The organism is Chlorogloeopsis fritschii PCC 6912 (assembly GCF_000317285.1).
Classification (GTDB): Bacteria; Cyanobacteriota; Cyanobacteriia; order Cyanobacteriales; family Nostocaceae; genus Chlorogloeopsis; species Chlorogloeopsis fritschii.
Genome location: NZ_AJLN01000104.1, coordinates 74,588 through 95,925, shown reverse-complemented (window position 1 = coordinate 95,925; position 21,338 = coordinate 74,588). Strand labels below are relative to the sequence as shown.

Annotated in this window: 18 protein-coding genes; 2 read left to right on the top strand and 16 right to left on the bottom strand. The window is 40.5% G+C overall.

The window, feature by feature from the left end; translation table 11 throughout:
• Nucleotides 1–158 precede the first annotated feature (158 nt).
• From UYC_RS0121770 to UYC_RS0121730, 9 genes are all read right to left on the bottom strand, one after another.
• Nucleotides 159–1,061 carry a glycosyltransferase family 2 protein gene (locus UYC_RS0121770; protein WP_016875188.1) on the bottom strand — a complete coding sequence of 301 codons (903 nt, stop codon included), beginning with the start codon at nt 1,059–1,061 and terminating at the stop codon, nt 159–161.
• Nucleotides 1,061–1,981, bottom strand: coding sequence for a glycosyltransferase family 2 protein (locus tag UYC_RS0121765; protein WP_016875189.1), 921 nt, complete (start codon nt 1,979–1,981; stop codon nt 1,061–1,063). The genes UYC_RS0121770 and UYC_RS0121765 overlap by 1 nt, the downstream gene beginning before the upstream one ends.
• Nucleotides 1,982–2,027: 46 nt before the next feature.
• Complete coding sequence (locus UYC_RS0121760) at nt 2,028–3,335, bottom strand: ABC transporter ATP-binding protein (protein ID WP_016875190.1); 1,308 nt, start codon at nt 3,333–3,335, stop codon at nt 2,028–2,030.
• Nucleotides 3,332–4,177 (bottom strand): ABC transporter permease, encoded by an 846-nt coding sequence (locus UYC_RS0121755; protein ID WP_016879655.1) that lies wholly within the window; start codon nt 4,175–4,177, stop codon nt 3,332–3,334. Before UYC_RS0121755 ends, UYC_RS0121760 begins: the two co-directional genes overlap by 4 nt.
• 67 nt (nt 4,178–4,244) lie before the next feature.
• Nucleotides 4,245–5,297, bottom strand: a complete 1,053-nt coding sequence (locus UYC_RS0121750; RefSeq protein WP_016875192.1) for a glycosyltransferase family 2 protein — start codon at nt 5,295–5,297, stop codon at nt 4,245–4,247.
• Entirely contained in the window at nt 5,248–6,522 is a 1,275-nt protein-coding gene (locus UYC_RS0121745; RefSeq protein WP_016875193.1) for a glycosyltransferase, read from the bottom strand. The genes UYC_RS0121750 and UYC_RS0121745 overlap by 50 nt, the downstream gene beginning before the upstream one ends.
• Nucleotides 6,523–6,752: 230 nt before the next feature.
• Nucleotides 6,753–7,712: a glycosyltransferase family 2 protein gene (locus tag UYC_RS0121740; protein WP_016875194.1), complete on the bottom strand. Its 960-nt coding sequence runs from the start codon at nt 7,710–7,712 to the stop codon at nt 6,753–6,755.
• Between the two features lie 158 nt (nt 7,713–7,870).
• The gene (locus tag UYC_RS0121735) at nt 7,871–9,400 is read right to left on the bottom strand and encodes an NAD(P)/FAD-dependent oxidoreductase (RefSeq protein ID WP_016875195.1); all 1,530 of its coding nucleotides are present in this window, start codon (nt 9,398–9,400) and stop codon (nt 7,871–7,873) included.
• A 74-nt stretch (nt 9,401–9,474) separates the two neighbouring features.
• Nucleotides 9,475–10,473, bottom strand: coding sequence for a glycosyltransferase family 2 protein (locus tag UYC_RS0121730; protein ID WP_016875196.1), 999 nt, complete (start codon nt 10,471–10,473; stop codon nt 9,475–9,477).
• Nucleotides 10,474–11,341: 868 nt separating this feature from the next.
• Here UYC_RS0121730 and UYC_RS0121725 point away from each other — a divergent pair.
• Nucleotides 11,342–12,541 carry an endo-1,4-beta-xylanase gene (locus tag UYC_RS0121725; protein WP_016875197.1) on the top strand — a complete coding sequence of 400 codons (1,200 nt, stop codon included), beginning with the start codon at nt 11,342–11,344 and terminating at the stop codon, nt 12,539–12,541.
• A 16-nt stretch (nt 12,542–12,557) separates the two neighbouring features.
• Here UYC_RS0121725 and UYC_RS0121720 read toward each other — a convergent pair whose 3' ends face one another.
• Nucleotides 12,558–14,132, bottom strand: a complete 1,575-nt coding sequence (locus UYC_RS0121720; protein WP_016875198.1) for a hypothetical protein — start codon at nt 14,130–14,132, stop codon at nt 12,558–12,560.
• A gap of 571 nt (nt 14,133–14,703) precedes the next feature.
• On the opposite strand from UYC_RS0121720, the gene UYC_RS0121715 reads away from it, so the two are divergent.
• The gene (locus UYC_RS0121715; protein WP_016875199.1) at nt 14,704–16,410 is read left to right on the top strand and encodes an LIC_10190 family membrane protein; all 1,707 of its coding nucleotides are present in this window, start codon (nt 14,704–14,706) and stop codon (nt 16,408–16,410) included.
• On the opposite strand, the gene UYC_RS0121710 is transcribed toward UYC_RS0121715, so the two are convergent.
• The 6 genes from UYC_RS0121710 to UYC_RS0121685 all read right to left on the bottom strand — a co-directional run bounded on the left by UYC_RS0121710 (nt 16,407) and on the right by UYC_RS0121685 (nt 21,186).
• Nucleotides 16,407–17,153 (bottom strand): alpha/beta fold hydrolase, encoded by a 747-nt coding sequence (locus tag UYC_RS0121710; protein ID WP_016875200.1) that lies wholly within the window; start codon nt 17,151–17,153, stop codon nt 16,407–16,409. The two genes, UYC_RS0121715 and UYC_RS0121710, sit on opposite strands and share 4 nt — an antisense overlap.
• Nucleotides 17,154–17,247: 94 nt before the next feature.
• Nucleotides 17,248–18,300, bottom strand: a complete 1,053-nt coding sequence (locus UYC_RS0121705) for an NAD-dependent epimerase/dehydratase family protein (RefSeq protein ID WP_016875201.1) — start codon at nt 18,298–18,300, stop codon at nt 17,248–17,250.
• A gap of 329 nt (nt 18,301–18,629) precedes the next feature.
• Nucleotides 18,630–19,241 carry an ATP-dependent Clp endopeptidase proteolytic subunit ClpP gene (gene clpP, locus UYC_RS0121700; protein ID WP_016875202.1) on the bottom strand — a complete coding sequence of 204 codons (612 nt, stop codon included), beginning with the start codon at nt 19,239–19,241 and terminating at the stop codon, nt 18,630–18,632.
• Between the two features lie 145 nt (nt 19,242–19,386).
• Complete coding sequence (locus UYC_RS0121695; RefSeq protein ID WP_016875203.1) at nt 19,387–20,250, bottom strand: nucleotidyltransferase domain-containing protein; 864 nt, start codon at nt 20,248–20,250, stop codon at nt 19,387–19,389.
• A gap of 19 nt (nt 20,251–20,269) precedes the next feature.
• Entirely contained in the window at nt 20,270–20,866 is a 597-nt protein-coding gene (locus UYC_RS0121690) for an SRPBCC family protein (protein WP_016875204.1), read from the bottom strand.
• On the bottom strand, nt 20,851–21,186 hold the full coding sequence (locus tag UYC_RS0121685) for an ArsR/SmtB family transcription factor (RefSeq protein WP_016875205.1): 336 nt from the start codon (nt 21,184–21,186) through the stop codon (nt 20,851–20,853). The genes UYC_RS0121690 and UYC_RS0121685 overlap by 16 nt, the downstream gene beginning before the upstream one ends.
• Nucleotides 21,187–21,338: the final 152 nt, after the last annotated feature.

Here is a 21,338-nt window from a genome sequence, read left to right as displayed (position 1 = left end):
TCTTAACTAGATTCAAGGCTAATGTGGATGAGTTTTTCCGAATTGTATGTACACCTTAGCCTATATGGGGAGAGGTTAATAGACTGTGTAGAGACGCGATATATCGCGTCTCTACAAAATTATATGTGTATCGTGATTAAGGTGAAATTTTATTAGTATCAATTGAGCTGTTGTGAGGGTTGAGTCAAACGTTCTCTAAAAAATCCTGCTACATTAGCCACCTGCGACACTACAAACAATACTGAAACTAATATTCCTGGCTGACTAGATTGTTGTAACAACGGATACGTCAACAAATTAAAATAGAATTTCAATGGCTCAACTTTAATACGCCCTTCGCTACGTTGAGATCTGCGAGCGTGAAAACAGAAAGCACCGCGTCCATAGTTAAAATGCTGACGCCAGAATGTAGATAGGGTGAGCTTATGGGCATGATAGACATGAACTTCTGGGGCGTAAATCATCCTATAACCGTGATGCAACCAGCGATCGCAAAATTCCCGATCTTCTCCCGCAGCCAAAGGAAAGGTAGTGTCAAAGCCGCCCAGAGTGTGGAAGAGAACTGCTGGCAATGCTAGGTTGTTGGAGGCAAAGAAGCTGACTTGATGAGAGTTAGTGTTGTAGTATTTATAAAGATAATCTATCAGTACTTGGCTGGCGGTGGAATACAGATTTTCAGGAAGCGCGTTGAGAGTTCGACCACCAATCATGCTATTGTCTGCTGTAGCAAAACGAGCAGCTAAATTTGTCAACCAATCAGGCGCAGGCATACAGTCATCGTCAGTGAAAGCTAGGAACTTTCCTAGTGCTTGTGCAGCACCTGTATTACGTGCTTTTGCCGGGCCAGTATTATCTTGCCTGAGAAACTTCAGGTTAAGCTGTTCTTGGAAACGAGCGATAACAGGTTCCAAAGACACTTGACTACCATCATCAACTACAATTACCTCAAAGTCAGCACGGGGATATTCTAAGCGCACCAGAGACTCAAGACAGGTAGCAAGTCGCTCTGGACGATTGTAGGTGGGGATAATAATTGAAAATAAAAGTAGTTCTTGTGCCATTAGAACTTGTATTTTTTAAATTTACTGATACGTTCAGGGGAAATATATTTTTGCAGTCTTTCTTTGAAGGGTATGGCAACTTGGGTGAGGGTATGCAGTGGATCTAGCCGCATCGCCCAAAATAAGCTGGACAAAGCTGCTTCTTTTTGACCAAGTTTGTATGACATACGGGCGTGTTCGTATACAAAGTTAGCAAACATCTTGGGATGTGCTTTAAACAACTCCTGATGCTTGGCAATCATTCTGTGAAAGCTTTCCTGACGCAGAGACGGATTGCGAGATACGCGATTTCCCTCGTAAGTATATAGTTGGTAAGTAATGATAGGCACACCAATAATAGAACAGGCTGGGTTGAGCCGCAGAAACAGTTCAGAATGGACGCGAGAGCGAAATAACTCGTCCCAACCGCCGATTTGACGAATAACCTCGCGCTCTACAACCAGAGTTTGTTTGGTGTTGTAAGAACTACCAGGTTCTGGCTCCTCCAGAAAAAAGTGAGCGCCTCTAGCTCGAAATGGAGGCGGAAGGCGTTTGTTGATGACTTCTCCTTCGGCGTTCACCACTTCTATGCCGGAGATGACAGCTACAGGTGATGGTAGTGTTGTTTCAGCCAGCGCCTTGAGAGACACCTCTGCCATGTGGGGAAGGAGGCGATCGTCGTCGTCGAGGTATGTAATCCAACGACTTCGCGCCGCTTCAGTGCCAACGTTGCGCGCTCCTGCGCCACCGCGAGAGGTATCAAGGCGTAAAAGCCGCAGCCGTGGCTCCTGTGGTAACTTAACTGGCTGCGCTGAACAGTCATCTACGACAATGACTTCTAAATCGTCCACAGTCTGTTCCAAGGCACTTTTGACAGCGCGGGGTAGTAAGTGAGGGCGATCGCGCGTTGGGATAATGATGCTGAGTAGAGGATTGCTCATTTTCCGGATCTTAGTTTTTGGAATTATGCGATCAGATTAACCTTGTTTAATCATGTATTGTTTCCGTAACTGCATGACTGATAACATTCCAATTTCTTGGTTGATAAAACAAACATTTACTGATGTTTTTACTTGCTCTCACCATAAATCTAAAAGATTCAACTATATCGAAGGAGCGTACCCCTTCTCTGATGTAAATTTTGGAAGTGTAAACACCAGGAATTAAACCACAGTAGGGCATTCGCATCTGAATCTCTACTATGCCTGGAGATATTTTTAAAGGCTCATTATCACTCGCTGAAGTCAGATACAATATATTCTCATTTTCTCCTGCTAAAGCTTTAACTAAAATTCCTAAATTTGCATTATCAACTTTTTTATAAGCTTTGCATTTTACACACAGAGTAACAGACTCACCAGTCATTGGTTCTGAAATCACATTCCCTTGGTCATCCTGAAAATGTATGGCAAGAATGTCTATTCCCAAACTTTCTCTTTCAGGTTTTTCTGGCAATACCATTGACCCTAAAATATTTTTCGTTCCATTTAAATAGAGGTCTTCTTCGTATTTCCGAATGACTGATTCTGTTTCTCCGGCTAAAATTAACTTACCTTTTGCAAGATAAAGTGAATGATTACATATATTTAATACGCTGTGAGAATTATGAGAAACCAGCACAAAAGCTGTACCTTTTTCCCGCAGTTTTGCTAACTTGTTATGACACTTGACTTTAAATTTTATATCTCCGACAGAAAGCACTTCATCAATCAACAAAATATCTGGCTCGATATGAACTGCACAAGCAAATCCTAACCGTGCCGCCATGCCAGAACTATAAGTTTGCACTGGTGCATCAATGGCATCCGCAATTTCTGCAAACTCTACTACATCTTCAAATTTCTCCTTAATTTCTTTTGTGGATAAACCTAAAATTGACATATTTGCATAAATATTTTCTCTGCCAGTGAGGATTGGGTTAAATCCAGCTCCTAATGCAATCAAAGGAGCCAACCTACCCCTAACCTTGACAGAGCCAGTATCTGGCTTAATCAAACCACTAATAATTCGTAGCAGCGTACTTTTACCAGCTCCATTCGCCCCTACCAAACCTAGCGCCTCTCCCCGCCGGATTTGAAAATTAACATCCTTAAGTGCCCAGAATTCTCCCGCTCTCAGCACATCACTCTTGCGGCGTCCCCCTACCAACTCTGTAGCGATATCTTGAACACCGTAAAATAAGGACTGCTTTAAATCCCGACAAAACTTTTTAGAAACATTCTCAACTGAGATAAGTACATCATCATCTGTAGATTGAGTAGCAGTTTCTGTATCAGTTATTCCACTTACGATCATGAACTCACCCTCTCAATCACAAAAGGCATCGCCAGACGAAACGCTACCCACGTTAATAGTAAGCCAACCAAGGTAATAGCACTAACAATCCAAAATCCATAAGCATTTGATATCACTCCAGTGGTTGCCAATTCTCGTGTTGTTACCAATAAAGGAGTGACAGGATTGAGTTTTACCAATAAACCAAAGGTTCCACTAGTTGGCAGAGGATAAATGACTGGAGTTAGGAAAAGCCAAAAACCTGTCACCATTGTCAGTCCCTTTGACACATCCTGATATAGTATCCCCAATGGAGATAGTAAAGTACCAATGAATGTTCCTAGCAAAATCAGGTGAATTAAAGCCACGGGAGCTAAAATAACTGTCCAACTGACAGGCACCCGAAACCAAATAAAAAAAGCCGCTATCAAAATCAGCTTGATGGCAAAGTTAAAAAACACCTCACCCAGCTTTGCTAAAATAATTGCCTCTCGCGGAAAATTGACTCTGGCTAACATTGGTTTTGCTACAGTCACCGCTTGCACAGGGCCGTTTAATGCTTCTACAAAAGTCTGCCACAAAGCCGTGCTAAACATCACATAAACTGGATAAGGAAAATCTGTTACCCCAACATTAATCACCTTTGCATCATTTGCCAGAGTAAATCCTGCTGCCATCACAATTGGCGGTAAAAAAGCCCAAGCAAAACCTAGAACTGACTGGCGATACTGGGCGCTAATATCTCGTACCATCAATCGCCAAGCCAGTTCTCTAGAAGCTAGCAAATCTCGCCACATGAGTCTGAATAATAGCAAAGGATGCCTGAGCAAACTCTCTGGCGTGTAAATTACCTCCGGCAGCATCTGCAATCTGTCCTCGTGCTTTTTCCTTATCCTTTTCACGGCATTATCCATAATCTTTTCTTCTAGTTCAAGTTTGCGATAATGCTCTAGTTGTTGATTGGTGTGCCTGCTCTGACGCTTGCTGTTGCATCCGTTGAGCTTGCTGTTTAGCATAACGATCAGTGAGATAGCGGTTCAACATCTTGTCTAAAGGAATTAAGATGCGATCGCCCAAGTGATTGCTCAACCCAAAGGTAAGGAGACGGTTTAAAGGACTCAGAATTGACATTTGTCGCCTCCATCCCAATTTCTTGTATTTGGCTTGGAAATATCCATCCTCAGCTAGATTCCATTTGTCACGCAAGCGGTGTAAGCTACCAAGCTGCCAGGCATCACTCCAACGCAGCATATAGTAATGTAAGTCTGTCCACTCTAAAGGCGGCCCTGGAACATAGGTCACAATAGAGGCAGGTTCAAAGTAGACAGTACCGCCTGCCTGCCTGACACTCATGCAAAAATCTAGATGCTCTTTGGTATTGAGCATCGCTTCATCTAAAAAGCCAATTCGCTCAAATATTGCCGTGCGCGCGAGTACGCAGTGGAACTCTGCTAGTTCAGTTTGGGTGCGTTGCAGTTGGTTGTGTACATCCTTGACCAACTGACCTTGTTTGTACATTTTCTCTCGCAGCCGCTGTCTAGCTTGCTCGCCCGTTTTATCAAGCCAAATATGCGATTCTCCGCCTGCAAAATGTACAATTTCGTGTAAAGGCTCATTTTGGCACATTAAAGGCCCGACAACAGTGGCTTCTGTTGCCTCAGCACACTCAACCAAAGCTTTCAGCCAGCCAGGAGAAACAATCACGTCGTTATCAATAAAGACAACATACTTTGTTTTCACCTGACGCAAACCCAAGTTTCTAGCATGGTTAGGCCAGAGGTAATAATCAGTCCGAAGCAGTTGAAATCCCTTAGCCTGTGCTTGCGCTTCTAAATAACGCCGAATCTTAGCAGGTGAATTACCATCTACATAAACTAATTGGAAGGGAAAATCTGTGTGTTCGTAAATACTCTCCAGCGATTCATGAGCACAGCTAAAACGCTCTCGCGGGACAACAACAATCGTAACTAGTTCGTCGTTCATAATTGGCAACTCCATAGTAAATTTCGACTAGCTCGTCGTTAAGCTTTTCGATGTCATAGTGTTTTTCTACATATGCACGCCCAGATTTGCCCATTTGGGGCCAAATTTCTGAATGCTCGATCAGATAACCTAATTTCTCAGCCAAAGCATCTACGTCACGCTCTGGAACCAGAAAGCCAGAAACACCATCTTCTACCAGTTCAGGTACACCACCGTGTAAAGTGCTAACAACTGGCAAACCCATTGCCATCGCTTCTTTTAAGACATTCACTGGCGCATCTTGGTTGCCATCTTTAGCTGTGACGCAGGGTGCTGTAAAAATATGCGAGTTGTCGAGAATTTCAATCAGCTCTTGTTGGTTTTTCTGACCTAGTAAATTGACTATATGACTTACATCCAACTCCTGTATTAATTCCTGCAACTCTTGTTTTAAAGGGCCATCACCAATGATGTTGTACTCAATATTTGGGTTGGTTTTTGCTAGTTTCGCCACTGCCCTAATGCTGTACTCTATACCTTTTTTTTCTACAAGGCGACCAGTGGTAGCAATCCGCACTTTCCCGTCGGGGTGGGGGTAACGGGGGGCAAAGCGAAAACAACTGCAATCAATTCCCGAACCATGTACGACAATTTTATTTGGGTCGCAGCCAAGCGCGATCGCTCGTTGTCTAAAATACTCGCAGTTAGCAAGAAAAAAGTCTCCGCTGCGGAATAGTTGGCTGTAAATGCGATCGCCGCGCTGTTGAACATAGCTGCTGATATCATGCCCGCGAAATGTGGTAATTAATTTTGCTTTAGGAGCATTCATGTGACGAAATGCCATGCCGCTGAAACTTTGTGTCCCAAATTGGCAATGAATGATATCGTATGACTTTTGCAATAAAGGTATGGCTGTATACAACAACCACAACGAAATCGCTTCTTTACCATACTTAAAAAAGTTTAGCGATCGCAGATATAGCAAGGGGTCTTTGTAGAAATTGACGCACAGCAATCCAATACCTTTTACAAACCGCCACAGAAGATTTTTTGGTATTTGATTTAAATAGTAAGTACGCTCAAGTAGTTGATATTTTGTCACATCTGGATGGACTTTCGAGATATCGCCCTGTTGGCTGGCATAGATATCAACCTCATGCCCCCGTTTAATTAAACCGACAATTTGATTCAATATAAATGTTTCTGATAAAATTGGAAACTCCCAGACAATAAAAGCTATTTGCATAATAATTATTTTCTAGATTTTCACTTCGAGTTACTGTTGAGTTGCTTTTATTTTAATGCCCTTAATAAATATAATTCTTAATGCTTAGTCACTGCTATTCTTATTATTTAAAACTTACGCAAAATCCCTCTAAAATCCTCTTGACTCCGTGTCCTACCCTTACGGGAAGCCGCTCCGCGTCTAATGTGTACTCTGCGGTTTATTATTCCATAACTCGTGTATAAGTCCTGTTATTCTCTTGCAGAAACACCTCCAAATCTCAGCCGTATTAACTCCCATGCATATGTATATCTAATAAAGAACATCACAAAAGCAACCTTGATTTTTTCATCAAAATTTTTTAATCTTGCATCTAAAAAAGCGCTACCAACCCACATCAAAGGAGGAATCAAATTTTTAACTAAATTCTCCAAAAATAAAATATTTTGTCTCAAATTAGAGGATTGCTTCTTGATTTGCAAATCAAAAAATCCCCCAGCCAATCGGATTGTTCTTTTATAGAGTTGAGCAAAAGAATATCTGGCCGGATGAGCTACGCGAGTGTCATCTGCATAAATCTGTTGATAACCAAACGAATAAACACGCTGTCCCCACTCAGCATCACCACTAGATTTTAATGTGGCATCAAATAACCCAACTTTTTCAATCACACTTCTAAAAGTAAAAACATTAGCCGTTGCTCCATATTTATGCTTTTCCAGAAATTCCTTTTGGGGAAGAGCCATAATACTCTCGTAGAGTTCCACAGGCGTTGCTCGATTTGGATCTTTGAGGAAGACTTCTACTTTGCCTGCAACTAAACCACAATTAGGAACTTGCAGCAAATTTTTCACACCCTTTTCAATCCAATCACTAGCGGGAATGCAATCGGCATCAGTAAAAGCAATTACCTCTCCCTTTGCCAAAGATATTCCTTTGTTGCGAGCTGCGTAGGAGCCAGGAAGACTTTCTGAAGTAGCGATCGCCTGTCCAAACTGAGCAACCACACCCTCGATATCTTCGTCTTGATCCGAACCGTTATCAACAACAATAACCTCGTAAAAATGCTTTGGATAAGTTTGATTTTCTAAAGCCTCTAAACAAATTTTCAGATTTTGAGCATGATTGAAAACTGGAATGATAACGGAAACAAGTGGGCTATATTTATCAGCCGTCAGTCTATTTTTATCTTGATAATTTAGACTGTTCATATTTCTAATTGATTGCAAAATCCAATTTTTAGATAATAATGGCCACCGGATAAACACAGATGCACACGGATAAATTATCTGTGTTTATCTGTGTCCATCTGTGTTCGATTTCTAAAACATGGTTTTTGGTTGCCATTTTAATTCACATCAGATGTAAATTACTTGATTTTAGATTGGCTTACAAGTTCTTGCTCCTGATTCTGACTATCTACCTCTAATACAGTTACGTAATTTTTATTATCTAATGACAGTTCTTTCGACTGCCATTCCTGTTTTGTAAATTCCTCGTAGTAAGAGCGCTCAGTGTTAACATTCCACAAATCGTGTTTTTCTCCCAAGATATTTCTGACAGCAAGCATTCCTGTTAGCATCGAGTGGTCTTGATTATTATATCGATGCATTCCATTGCGACCAACAGTTTGTAGGTTTTCAAAGGTTTCTAGATAATCTTGAATCACTTGCAGATGTTGGCGATATTCACCGTCGTACACCGGATAGGCTTTACGCTGTCGAATTACAACTCCATCTTCTATATTGCTGAACTTTTTTACTAAACCCAATTCAACAATTTCACGACTAGCTAAATCAATCAGCTTTGTGTCAGACATTTCCCAAATTTCATCGCCCTGACTGCAAAAGTATTCCATCCCCAAGCAAGTTTTGCTTGGATCGGGTACCATTGCTGGACTCCAATTTTTAAAATTCTGAATCCGTCCGACTTTGAACTCTGGGCTGTGGATGTAAAGCCAGTTGTCGGGAAATAGGCTTTCTTCATCAATAATTAGCGACACAATCAAGAAATCTCGGTATTTAAGACCGCGGGAAGCTTCCAAAACATACTCAGGTGCTGGAGGATCTAGTCGATTAATCAATGCGCTCACCGGCATACTAGAGATGAAGTGGTCACCAGAATATTGGATTGTCTTCTCTCCTTGTCGGACTGTAATACTCTGAATGCGATCGCCTTCTCGTTCTACACGGGTTACTTGAGTATTAAGAAGGACTGGAGCACCTTTACTTTCTACCTCTTCCTGAAATCGCTCCCACATCATTCCCGGCCCTAAAATCGGATAGTCAAATTCCTTGATTAAGCTTTTGGCATTCTGACTTCCGAACACAGCATTGATAACTGCTCTTTTGAGCGACATTCCTTGAATCCGTTGTGCTGCCCAGTCTGCACGAATTTGAGTACAGGGAATTCCCCATACCTTCTCGGTATAAGTCTTGAAGAATATTTGGTAGAGACGACCACCAAAGCGATCGCTTACCCATTCTTCAAAATTTTCAGGTTCAGCCCCAGGTTGCAATCTCGCTTTGAGTTTTGCCTTGAGGTAGCTCAATAAAATCAACAAGCTTTGTTTGATACCCAGATTGGACAGTGTATTGAACAGAGAAAGGGGATAGTTGAAAAATTTACCCTGGTAGTAGATCCGCGACATCCGAGGGACTTTGATGAAATCGTCTTTTAAAACTTCTTGCCAAAGCTGTTGCACTTCTGTAACTTTGGTGAAAAAGCGATGACCACCGATGTCAAAACGATAGCCTTTGTACATCTCTGTGCGGGAGATACCGCCAACTTTGTCAGCTTGTTCAATCACAATAGGTTTAATACCTTGTTTAACTAATTGATAAGCAGCAGTCAAACCAGCTGGGCCAGCGCCAATAATGACAACAGGATACTTTTCCATTGATATTTTCCTATTGGTGATGATTGCAGATGTATTTTTTCTAAAATTTGTATGTAGCATTAAATACACTATGCCTATGCAAACCTGACAGAAAAAATGTAGCGGGCTGTCCCTATTACAAATGCTAGACCGCCATAAAGGTAGTAAAGCCAATGCCACGGAATGACACGCAGCGCAAACCAAAAACCGCGCTTGTGATGGAAGAAACGATAAACTTGGAGATTCAACACGAAAAGTAAAAAGCCTAACACAAAAGCTACTGCTAGAAATCCTGGTGACCACCAAGCAGCAAGCAATGAGATGACAAGTCCATAGGTCAAAATCACGCTCAAGCGGCTATTAAGCCCTAGATTCAAATCGTTACTTAACTGGCGATCGCGCCAAATCAATTCAGTCCAAGGTAGAGCACGGTAAAAAATCTCAGCTTTTAATAAAGAAACTATACCCCAATACTTTAAGTGCTTAACTTGCAAATCTTTGCAAAGTCGAATTTTGTAGCCAGCGTTTTTCAAACGATAGCCTAACTCAATATCTTCAATGCTCGGTCGGCGATAACTTTCATCGAAGCCTCCTAAGCCCAGGAATATCTCACGTCGAATAGCTCCGCAAGCACCCCAGAATGTAAACGCTTCTTCCTTTGCTGTCTGATGAGTATAGTGGTGAAACAAGTTTTTATACTGCGACAAAAAATTGCTTGCACCAGGTGCGTCGTCATATGAGCCAATCAGAGCAGCCAATTCTGGTTCATCACTAAAAGCCTTCTCCACCTTGCCAATGGCATCTGGAGTGATGGTTACATCAGCGTCTATAAAGAAGAGAATATCACCTATTGCGGCACGCGCACCTAGATTACGCGCTTTAGCCGGGCCACCAGATGTAGGTATTCTCAGTACTTTTGCGCCAAATTCCTTGGCTACAAGCCATGAGCCATCTGTATCTCCATCCGCTACAACGATGATTTCAGCGGGAGCAGGCATGGCATTAGCCAAACTAGATAGGCAGTAGCGAAAGCTAGCACCTCCATTGTGAACTGGAATAATGACTGAAATCACCAATTTAGCAGGTAAAGTCATTTTTACAATCGGTTGTGGAAGGTCTAATTAACCGTTCAAACGAACGATAAAAATAACTAAAAATTTCTACTACTTCATTTCTCATGTTTGACTTTTTACTTAATTTTAGAAGTAATAGAAACAATTACAGAAAATTAACTACATCTCAAATCTTACATCCGATATAAAAATGATTTATGTAAATATGGCAAATAATTTTGTCTACATCTTTACTAAAATTTCATATTTAATTCTAATTCTAATATTTTATGATTCCCAGATTTGTTATTAAAATTCTTGATAAAAACATAGTAATAATTTTTACTTCTAGTAGCTAATATTTTTGATAAATGCGCATATAAATAGCTACAATTACGCGTTTTTAAGTATAAAAATAAACATTTATTGTTAGATAAGCTTGTCAAATATTTCAAACTAAATAGTAATAAGATTTAGGAGTTGCCAAATCATTTGCTAATGTTTTGTCTGTTCAAAAGGCTTACTCAGTAATCATTTCAAGCTTTAGATTAGTCCCGGAATTATTTATTAGCGCTTTTATTTATATTTAGGTTAACAATTATTATGTAAAGGTTAAAGAAGGTTATGAAATGGTTAAAAGACTGAAAAAAATTTTATTTATTGGGATACTACTGATACAAGCTAACAGCCGAACTTTTACCACTGTCAACATTCTCTGCCGAAATTATTAGTTATTGGATTTGGCTGCGTTTCCCATTCTCTTTGTTCTACTAAATATCGAGAAATATAGAAAAATAGAATTATTTTTATTCGTATCCAGTCTAAAATTCAAAATTAGATAGTAAGCCAACACAAATAAACTAAAAACACAGATCCCCCAATTCTGGTGAGAAGTCGGGACTCTTGTAGGATGGATATTACAAGGCAAGGATTTGCAGTGACAAAAAAACAAGTCTTAATAGGGCGACGCCATTTTTTATTGGGCATGGGTAGTTTTGTGGGAACAGATGCCTTGGCGATCGCTAGTAGATATGGGCATGGCAAAAATCCTATTCAAGTGACTGCTCAAAAGAGTAGAGATTTTTCAGTGGCAGAGAATACTCCTTTGCGTAACCGAGCGGCAGCAAAAGGATTAATTTATGGAGCTGCCACTCAAACATCTATATTGCGCTCAGATACTAAGTTCGCGACTAGGTTTGCTCAAGAATGCGCCATGCTAGTACCAGAGAATGAACTGAAGTGGAAAATGCTTCGTCCTAGTCTAAACAGTTTTGACTTTACTCGGAGCGATTGGCTAGCTAATTTTGCCAGCAAGAATAATATGTTTTTTCGCGGGCACACTTTGGTATGGCACAAAAGCTTACCGGAGTGGTTTAAGGCTAGAGTCAATAGTCAAAATGCCGAGCAGATCATGCTGAAACATATTACAACAGTCGTTAAGCATTATGCTGGGAAAATTCACTCATGGGATGTGGTTAACGAGGCTGTTTTTCCTGAACACGGGCGAGCTGATTATTTGCGAAACACACCGTGGTTGAAGTTTTTAGGGCCAAATTATATTGACTTTGCCTTTCGTGTGGCAGCACAAGCAGATCCGAAAGCGTTATTAGTTTACAACGACTATGGATTGGAGCACAGCACTCCTAATGATGAAGCGAAAAGAACTGCTGTTTTAAAGTTGCTAGAGCGCTTGAAGTCAAAGGGAACACCAGTGCAGGCTCTTGGCATTCAAGCTCACCTAGAAGGAGAAGCTCCTTTTAACACTAAAAAGTTAAGGGCTTTTTTGAAAGATGTTGCGGATATGGGTTTGAAAATTATGATTACCGAACTGGATGTGGCAGATAATATGCTGCCTAAGAATGTTTTGGTACGCGATCGCCTCATTGCCGGAATTTATGAAGATTTTCTGTCGGTAGTTTTGGATGAAAAAGCAGTAATTGCTGTTTTGACTTGGGGATTAAGCGATCGCTATACCTGGCTGCGCGATCGAAAATCTCGGAAAGATAGTGCATCAGTGCGCCCCTTGCCACTTAATGCACACATGGAGCGCAAACTAGCATGGTATGCCATAGCACGCGCTTTCGACAAGGCTCCCAAGCGCGGATTCTAGGAGTTACCATACAAATCTACTTTCTTTGCACCAAATACAAATAATACTTTTCGTCGCCAGCAAGTGTTTTACTAAAGCTTTGGAGCGGAGATATCTGAAGGTTAGGGGGTTCGATTGTCAAAGGAGAATTTAAAATTAATAGAATCTGATTGTTTGTTTGCATAACAAAACTATTAACCTGTTCTATCACTTCTTGCGACTTGACATTTTTTCTTTTACCCCAATCAATAAAGCTGCCAAAGCTATTAATTTCAGGATAATAGATTTTTCTATCTAAAAGAGCAGCCAAAGGAGAAATTATATAATCTTTACTGCCAATAATGATATTGTTATTTAATTGATTATTAATAATATATTTAGCTGCATCTCTACTAGCAGAAAACGGATAAGCTAAATCTATACTAAATGCAAAGATTCCTGCAAACAGATGAGTTAATAAAATACTAGTTATTAATTTATCTTTTTGTTTATACCAAAAATTCGTAAACCTTTTAAATCTCGGAATAGACCAGCTAGAATTTTGATAATAATGGTAAAGCCATAAACAAGCTATAAATAATATAAATAAGTGTCCATGATGTCTTAATACTCCTCGAATTTTTGTGTATGCAAACAAAAGAATGCCAAAGGTTCCAGAACAGTAAAGAAAAAGTACAAATGGTTTTCGGATAAAAATACATATAGCAAAACACAACAAAATTATTGAAAGTAATAGAGATATTGCAGGTGGAAAGATACTAGTATTCCAAAATTGAAAATTCAAAAATTGTGGTATAGGAATGTAACTTCTTGATATTAATGTAATTATTCCAGCAAGTTTTTTTACACTATTAATTAATATTTCAAACTGTGTAACTACAATTGTATTTCCTGCTTGTGATGGAGTATTAACAGAAGTCACTCTTAGAATTTGGCTGAGAGAAACTATTAATCCTAAAGAAAATATAGCCAAGCTGAAAATTAGATTTTTCTTGTTGCGAGAGTAATGATTCCTTAGATTTTGATTAAAAACATATTCAATAAATAATGTCATTGCTAAAGACAAAGCAATTATCATTATATAAACATTTGTATTTACCATTAACGCCAGAAGAATAGCTAACCATACATAACTCTGGTGACGTTTTGGGAACAAACAACAAAACAGAAAAAGAAAAAGAACTCCTAAATTGTAATTCCTACTGATTAAGTTATATTCAAAAAAAGGAAAATATCCGAAAGTAAATAAAGCTTTTTGTAATCTATTAAAAGGTGAATATTTGACAAAAGTATAAATGACAAGCGTAGCAATCAGCAAATGAAAAAACTGCATTGCAATCGGATTATGGGTGAAACGAGTGATGATATACAAAAAGGTGTGCCATAATCCGGGATGTCCTTCGTATCTCAAATTGTTGAATACATCAATCAAGGATGAGCTATCTCTAGCTATCAGCCATGCTTGTAGCTCATCTCGCCACATTTCATGATTAACAATACCAACAAGACTCAAAATAAAGAAAATGGAAACTAGTAAAATTGTAAAATTAGTTTGATTTTTCAAACTTAGATTTAGGAATTTATTCCGAACATTAGTTTGGCTATTTTCCATAGCAGTATATTAAGACTTAAGTTGACAATCAAATGTGGACATTAAGTTAAACATTGACCTAGTAGCCAAGTTTGTGGAGGTAGAGGCACAGGTTTTGAATAACGGATAAGTGGTTAGGCAAAATTAAAGTTACGGGTGGAGGCAAGGGAACAGGGAAGAGGGAACAGCATAGAAAATGTGTAATTAATTTTGTTTAGGTACTTATTTCTAGCTGGTTGATGCAAAAGTTAGTCCAATAATACCAATAAATCTTAAATCATAGTACTGAATATTCGTATTTCCCTGAGCGTCTACGGTGTACACACAAGCTTATTTTTTCTCATTACCATGCTCTGCATGGTGATGAAAACTGTAAGGCTGTGCCTCCTCTTCATCAGGCAGAGCCTCAATCAATGCTTTCTTGGGCTGCCAGCCTGGGAAAGAGAAAAAGGGAATTTAGACTGCTTGAGTTTTGATTCCTTTAGAAATGACTTATAAAGTCAAGTTTTAATTGTAGGAGAGTGATGACGGTGAATGGTTTTCCCTACTTCTAGATTTAGACTCCTTGACTCTAAAGTAAGTGCTTTTGCTTATGCTGTATTTTATTGCTAGCTGGACTGTTTTGCTCATCAGTTGCAGTGTAATTGGAATTGCGCTGTTAAATTACTTAGGGGCAAACCTTTTTACTAGAGTTGGCGATCGCCTCATGGCTGCTGAATGGCTAGGCATGATCGTGCTCTCTATCTGTTTATTAGCAGTTTCTCTAGTTTTACCATTATCTTCGCTGACTGGCATACTGGTTGCAGTCACTCTTTGTGGAGTCTCTTTTGTATCTAGACGCACCCGTATTGAGGTAGTGGCGTTGTTGAAAGCATCATCCTGGCAACTAGTTCTGAGCTACATCGGATTAGCGATCGCTGTGGCTGCTTTCACAAATCGGCAAGTGACTTGGATTGACACAGGGCTTTACCACTATTCAGTAATTCAATGGCTTCATCAGTACGGAACAGTCACAGGTGTCGCATTAATTTTCAGTAATTTGGGCTTTACCTCATCGTGGTTTGCACTGGCAGCTCCGTTCAATCCACCTAGTCTGGAGGCACGGGTAAGTGCTGTCACCAATGGATTTATTTTCTTGCTAGCAATATTACATTTTCTAGCTTGTCTGAGGCACAGTATCAAAGGAAAAGCTTTATTCAGCGATTGGTTTGCGCTCGCCTTTCTGGGGCTGCTCTTGCCCTTTACGCTTTTATATAACCTTTTTCGAGAAATCCTGATTTCTCCTTCTCCAGATTTGCCTACGGGATTGCTAATTGGGATTGGATGTTGGGCAATTTTAGTAGTGTCAAATCCTCAGTCATCAACCTTGCCAGATTCAAAAAATCTAGGTAATGGTAACGCCCAGGCAGTACCGCTGATCCTATCGGTGGGAGCTTTGACGATTAAGCTAACAGCCATTCCCCTCATGCTTGTGACGAGCCTATTTTATGCAGTTCACCATCGGCGCTCAATCACAAAACTTTGCATTGGTGGTGCGATCGCTTTGGTGTTGCTGGCTCCCATGCTAGCTGCTGGCATCAAAGCATCTAGCTGTCCATTGTATCCTTCTTCTATCTTCTGTCTCGATTTACCTTGGTTGCCTGATGCACAAAATATCAATCAAGTTGCCCAGGGAACCCACGGTTGGAGCAACTGGTACGGGAAGCCCCCAGAGGGGAGAAATCGGTGGCTGTGGTTATTGTTGACTTGGCTAAACTCTGAGCGCCCCAATCAGGTAATGGTGGCAGTGGTGATTGCAACTATCGTAGGGATGATTATTACCTTCAAATCATTTCGCAAAATTCCAATCAAAGGCAAGTACTGGATTGTAGCAATTGAAGTCTTGGGTTTCCTGTTTTTAATGATGACTGCTCCCTTCTTTCGGTTTGCTCTGCCTTACCTTCTTTTGATTCCATCCCTATTAATAGCCATTTATGCTCAGTCGCTACTGTCGCAGAGCGTGTCGATGGTGTCTAAATATTCTCAGCCAAGTGCGATCGCTTTTTCACTTGCCTTCATAGCTGCTATCGTTGCCATCTTCACTCAAACTCACACAACATCTCAATGGTTGTTGCCTCCAGCAATGCAAAGAGTTCCGGTAATCCAAAGACGGGTAAATGATATTGTTTACTTTTATCCTCTAAATAAGAAACTGTGCTGGGCAACAGAACTACCCTGCGGATTTGAGATTGAACCAAATGTCAGACTACGCGATCGCGATCGCGGCATTGCAGGGGGATTTATTTACACCAAGGATTAACACAAAGTCAATAGAATATCAGCAAGTTGAGCAGGATGAGACAAATAAGGGCAATGTCCTGCGGATAATTCTATCGCATCAACTCCCAGACGCTTACGTGCAGCATATCTTGACCATTGAGGGGAAATTATTCTATCCTCGGTGCAGACAATATAGACAGACTCTATATCTGGTAAAGCTGCCAAGGGAAAAACCTCTGTTATATGTGCAGATGATAGATGATTTCGCATCTTAGATATTGCCCAACTCGCGACATCAGGTTTGCAGTCGTGAAAGAAAAATTCCATCGCCACTGCTTCATCTTCAAAGTTTTTCCCCAGCGAAGCCGGATTAAATATATCAGGCTCGTCACGCACCTGCTCAAGTTTACTGGCTTCTGGCTGCTCGTAACCTACTGCCTTCGCCATATCAGGAGGAATATCTTCATAAGTTTGTTCAATCATATTCATGCCTGGGTATGGGATAAGTGCGGCAAGGAACACGAGCTTGCGAACTGGGTGCTGGTTGACAACAAGGGGAATCACAGTACCAGCCATTGAGGTTCCCACAAGTATCACATCGTTTTCATCTGGTGGGAGCGATCGCACTACGGCTTCTGCAAAATCTGATAGAGTGGCGGAGGGATTTTCAATAGGTAAATCCATTGCTATCGCCTTGTGTCCTTGGGCTTGTAAATAGGGAATTACTAGATCCCAAGCCCACGCACCTAGATAAGCGGCGTGAACTAAACAAAAAATACTCATCTTAACTCCTTGCTCAAAATCTGGCGTTGCTCAATTGCGGTATGAATCTGGATGTAGAGACGCGATATATCGCGTCTGGGCAGGGGTTTTGGCATTACGCAAAATTATTTTCATAGATGAAATCAGCAACGCCCAAAATCTGATCTTCCGTTGCATAATCCAGCAGCCAAGGTGCGGCAAATTGCTGGGCTTGTTCGGGTGGATGGCTTCTTTGCCAGTCAATAGTTCGTCGCAGTGCCTCATCTAGTGGCGCAATTTCGCTGTATCCCAATTCTTGACGAATGCGAGTTGTATCTACAAACCAGTCTTGCTCAGGATTCAAAGGCAATTGCCAATCTGCGGGCAAATCCTCTTGAGGCACGACAACAACTCTGCCTTGCCATCCTGCTACTTCCTTGACTTTGGCAATGCGTTCCGCCTCGCTCAGTACTTCTGCATCCGCAACGTGATAAATACGACTTGCTGCCGTTTCCTTTGTGACTGCTAAAGCGATCGCATACGCCACATTCTCTACATATCCATAAGAACCACGCCATCTGGCAATCTTCTCTGGCACTACGATAGCAGGGCGATTTTCATCCATGCGTTGCAAGTAGGGAAAGAGGCGATGTAGTGGATCGTTAGCACCGTAAACCATCGGCAATCGTACAATTGTCCCTGGTAAGTTGGAGTTGCCCATTATCACTCGTTCCACTAAAATTTTTTCATAATCTATCGGTGCATTGAGAGGTCGATTGGGCATTTCTCGAAATGGATAGAATGAGGAACGTAAAGGTGAATCTTCAGTGAGCGGCACTGGTAAAACATCAGATTCTCTGCCCAAAATCACCCCATAGGCACGATAGACATCCATACTGCTAATTACAACCGCACGTTGAGCAATTCCCTCAAATGTATTTACTAGAGTTTGTGCATCTTGCTCAGTGTATGCAACCATATCTAAGACGACATCGAGCGAAAGCTGCTGCAACTCGTTTTTCATGTTCGGAAGTTGGGAGCGATCGCCCAAAATTTCATGCACATTTGATGGCAATTTAGCTGTTGTTTTCCCCCGATGAAATACTATTATCTCATGCCCCATTTTCACAAGCTGAGAAACTACAGGAGGGCCGATAAAATTGGTGCCGCCAATGATTAAAATTTTCATAATTATTCCTCCAAAATATGCTTTATTATAATGTCCGCTAAATTACCCATAATAAATAGTTTGTAGTAAGGACTTCAGTCCTGGCTTGAGGACTTTAGTCCTCACTACGAGCAAACATTTTTATTCAGTTTGATTAGCTGGATATGATATTATAAACCACTACAATCATGTGGTACGTTACAGCTAATTCTCATTCTCTTAAACTCTCAAATCCTTGCATAGCCGTAACACACCCTACTGAACTAACTACTGTACGGACGGGTTTTATTAGTAATCTCTCAAAATAACGAAATATCTAAAATAAACCCGCCCCTACTAATGACCAATGACTAATGACTATATCGTGGTGTCTTCAAAATGATGCTGTCAATTAAGCCATAATCTTTAGCTTGTTCAGCACTCATAAAAAAGTCACGTTCTGAATCCATTTCTATCTTTTCTATTGATTGCCCGGTATTAGCAGCTAAGATTCTGTTAATTAATTCTCGGAAATACAAAATTTCTTTGGCTGCTATCTCAATATCAGTTGCTTTACCTTCAGCACCTCCTGAAGGTTGGTGAATCATAATTCGAGCATTTGGTAAAGCATATCTTTTACCCTTAGCTCCGGAAGAAAGTAAAAATGCTCCCATTGATGCAGCCACACCAACACAGACAGTAGAAACTTGAGCGCGGATTTGGTTCATCGTATCGTAAATAGCCATGCCAGCCGTAATTGATCCGCCAGGGCTGTTGATAAATAATGAAATATCTCGCTCTGAATCTTCAGCATCTAAAAATAGTAATTGTGCAACAACTAAATTAGCTGTTTCTTCATTTACTTCTCCTCTCAAAAAGACAATGCGTTCTGCAAGCAAGCGAGAATAGATATCTAAAGCTCGCTCTCCCCTTTCTGATGGCTGAATAATAATTGGTATGTTGGGTTGAATGGGAGAATTCATATTTTTTATCTCCAAAATTCAATATTTTAGAATTAGAAATTCCTGAGAAATTGCAGTATTTGTGTTCCTGGAAATTTCTCAACTTTTAGCCATTGTTGAGTATTTGTATTAATAAAAGCTTGTTCAAGCATATATATTTAATTGCTTAAGGATGAAATTTATCTGACCAGATTTTGTAATTATGCCAAGCTTCTGTTGTATCCACTTCTGGCATATGCTTTTTCACTAAGACAAATATTTCCTCTATCAATTCACCAAGTTGATTAACCGCTATTTGGGGTTCTTCACGAAAAATCTGCTGAAGACGAAATGAAAGTTGATTGGGAGCGATCGCCATTTTATTAATAAACTTATCCATTCCTTTAAATGGCACAGAATTAACAGGATGATACAAGCGATTTAAGCCCAGCAACACCCCAATAATGTTCTTGACTCCATTCAATAATTCATTAGTCAAAAAAAGCACATCATCTCTTTCTATCCCATAAAGTTGTAGCACCCACAAAGCACGAAAATGTAAATGCTTTTTCACCATTGCTTGAGCTAATTTATCGGGATAGTTGGCTACCTTCTTCTGCCATTGTGCAAGCAGTTCACCATTGTACAATGGCAGCATATCAACGATGCCAGCTAGCACATTTAGCAGAGGATCGTCAGGGTTGCACTGCTCCAGCAAATTGTCTATATCCCGCTCGCAACACTCAATTGTGATATGACCAAAATCACATTTGACGCCTTGAACAAAGTACTGTTCGACTATGTATCCTGCTTGGCGATCGCTAGCATGAAGTCTATAGTCAGATCCTTGATTTTGTTCATAAGCTACTTTCAATTCTTCATCTGTTGGTAGTTCATCATAATAAATACTCATGTCAATATCTGAGTAGATATCGGCTTTTCCACGAGCAACAGAACCAGCGATTCCAATTGCTTTCAATTTTGGATTAACTAAGTAGCTAGCCGCGTTTTTTCGCGCCAAAGCAAGTAGTCGTTTGCTGGCGTCATTCATTTTTTCTCCAATTCATCTGTTATTGATTGTTACTGGCAAGACTAACTAAGACTTGTGGCATTTTTTCATTAAGCCTGTAGTCCCACCCACCATTAAAAAAGGAATTAAGAATTACACTATCTAACGCTGCATACATACCAACAGGTATTGACGGTAACACGATACTGCGAGCATTTGGTGCTAGCGTCTGAGTTACTACTGTAGACTGATGCGTAAATTGGCCTTGCCATGATAGAGAATGGTGCATTGACTCTTGCACAGACGCGGCATGAGGTGTCTGTACAAGTTCGTGCCTCAATTCTTTGTGCTCAAGTTGCACTCGTGTACCGCCATCTACAGGTTTGAGCGTCCAAGTCACAATCGAAGGCTGGCGCATCATACTATCCTGCCAAGTGTACGAAAGCCGCTTTGGCTCATCTAATTCAATCACTTCACAATCAATGCTTCCATTTAGCCCTGGCAGTGGCGGGCACATAAATCGAAATCTATGACCAATACGCGGTTCAAAGTCATTTTCCATCAGCCATGCCGCCAGTACTTGGCTATTAGTAAGTACCTGCCAAACTCGTTGGGGAGGATAGGGATAGAAAATTTCTTTCTTCAAGTTTCGGAGCATTGATTTTCCTCCAAATAGTCGCCAAGGGCATCTAGTTTTTCTTGCCAGAACTGCTCGTAATGAACAATCCAGTTAGATATCTGCTTCAGTGGCTCTGGATTCAACCGATACAAGCGCTGTCGCCCTGCTTTCCGCATTTCTACTAAGCCTGCTTCACAAAGAACTTGCAAATGCTGAGAAATTGCTGGCAAGCTCATGGCAAATGGTTCTGCTAACTCTTTAACTGGTTGCTCTCCAAGACGCAACCGATCTAGTAGCGCCCTTCGAGTTGGATCTGCGATCGCAACAAAGACATCGGCACTGGCAGCAGGTCTACTCATCTAGGTAAACCAAATATTTAAGTATTTACTTAACTATCTTCTAATAATATATAAGCAATTGCTTAAATGTCAACTTTGACTCGTAAAAATTTTGCTAACAAAAAAAGATGTGTTAAACTTAACACACCTTCGGTTCTTAAAAATGGGTATTG

Coding starts and splice junctions, on each gene's coding strand:
- UYC_RS0121705 (WP_016875201.1), bottom strand. CDS start 18,300: ATGAAAATTTTAATCATTGGCGGCACCAATTTTATCGGCCCTCCTGTA.
- UYC_RS0121720 (WP_016875198.1), bottom strand. CDS start 14,132: ATGGAAAATAGCCAAACTAATGTTCGGAATAAATTCCTAAATCTAAGT.
- UYC_RS0121695 (WP_016875203.1), bottom strand. CDS start 20,250: ATGAATGACGCCAGCAAACGACTACTTGCTTTGGCGCGAAAAAACGCG.
- UYC_RS0121765 (WP_016875189.1), bottom strand. CDS start 1,981: ATGAGCAATCCTCTACTCAGCATCATTATCCCAACGCGCGATCGCCCT.
- clpP (WP_016875202.1), bottom strand. CDS start 19,241: ATGAATTCTCCCATTCAACCCAACATACCAATTATTATTCAGCCATCA.
- UYC_RS0121740 (WP_016875194.1), bottom strand. CDS start 7,712: ATGAACAGTCTAAATTATCAAGATAAAAATAGACTGACGGCTGATAAA.
- UYC_RS0121760 (WP_016875190.1), bottom strand. CDS start 3,335: ATGATCGTAAGTGGAATAACTGATACAGAAACTGCTACTCAATCTACA.
- UYC_RS0121750 (WP_016875192.1), bottom strand. CDS start 5,297: ATGAACGACGAACTAGTTACGATTGTTGTTGTCCCGCGAGAGCGTTTT.
- UYC_RS0121730 (WP_016875196.1), bottom strand. CDS start 10,473: ATGACTTTACCTGCTAAATTGGTGATTTCAGTCATTATTCCAGTTCAC.
- UYC_RS0121685 (WP_016875205.1), bottom strand. CDS start 21,186: ATGAGTAGACCTGCTGCCAGTGCCGATGTCTTTGTTGCGATCGCAGAT.
- UYC_RS0121755 (WP_016879655.1), bottom strand. CDS start 4,177: ATGCTGCCGGAGGTAATTTACACGCCAGAGAGTTTGCTCAGGCATCCT.
- UYC_RS0121745 (WP_016875193.1), bottom strand. CDS start 6,522: ATGCAAATAGCTTTTATTGTCTGGGAGTTTCCAATTTTATCAGAAACA.
- UYC_RS0121770 (WP_016875188.1), bottom strand. CDS start 1,061: ATGGCACAAGAACTACTTTTATTTTCAATTATTATCCCCACCTACAAT.
- UYC_RS0121710 (WP_016875200.1), bottom strand. CDS start 17,153: ATGAGTATTTTTTGTTTAGTTCACGCCGCTTATCTAGGTGCGTGGGCT.
- UYC_RS0121715 (WP_016875199.1), top strand. CDS start 14,704: ATGCTGTATTTTATTGCTAGCTGGACTGTTTTGCTCATCAGTTGCAGT.
- UYC_RS0121735 (WP_016875195.1), bottom strand. CDS start 9,400: ATGGAAAAGTATCCTGTTGTCATTATTGGCGCTGGCCCAGCTGGTTTG.
- UYC_RS0121725 (WP_016875197.1), top strand. CDS start 11,342: ATGGATATTACAAGGCAAGGATTTGCAGTGACAAAAAAACAAGTCTTA.
- UYC_RS0121690 (WP_016875204.1), bottom strand. CDS start 20,866: ATGCTCCGAAACTTGAAGAAAGAAATTTTCTATCCCTATCCTCCCCAA.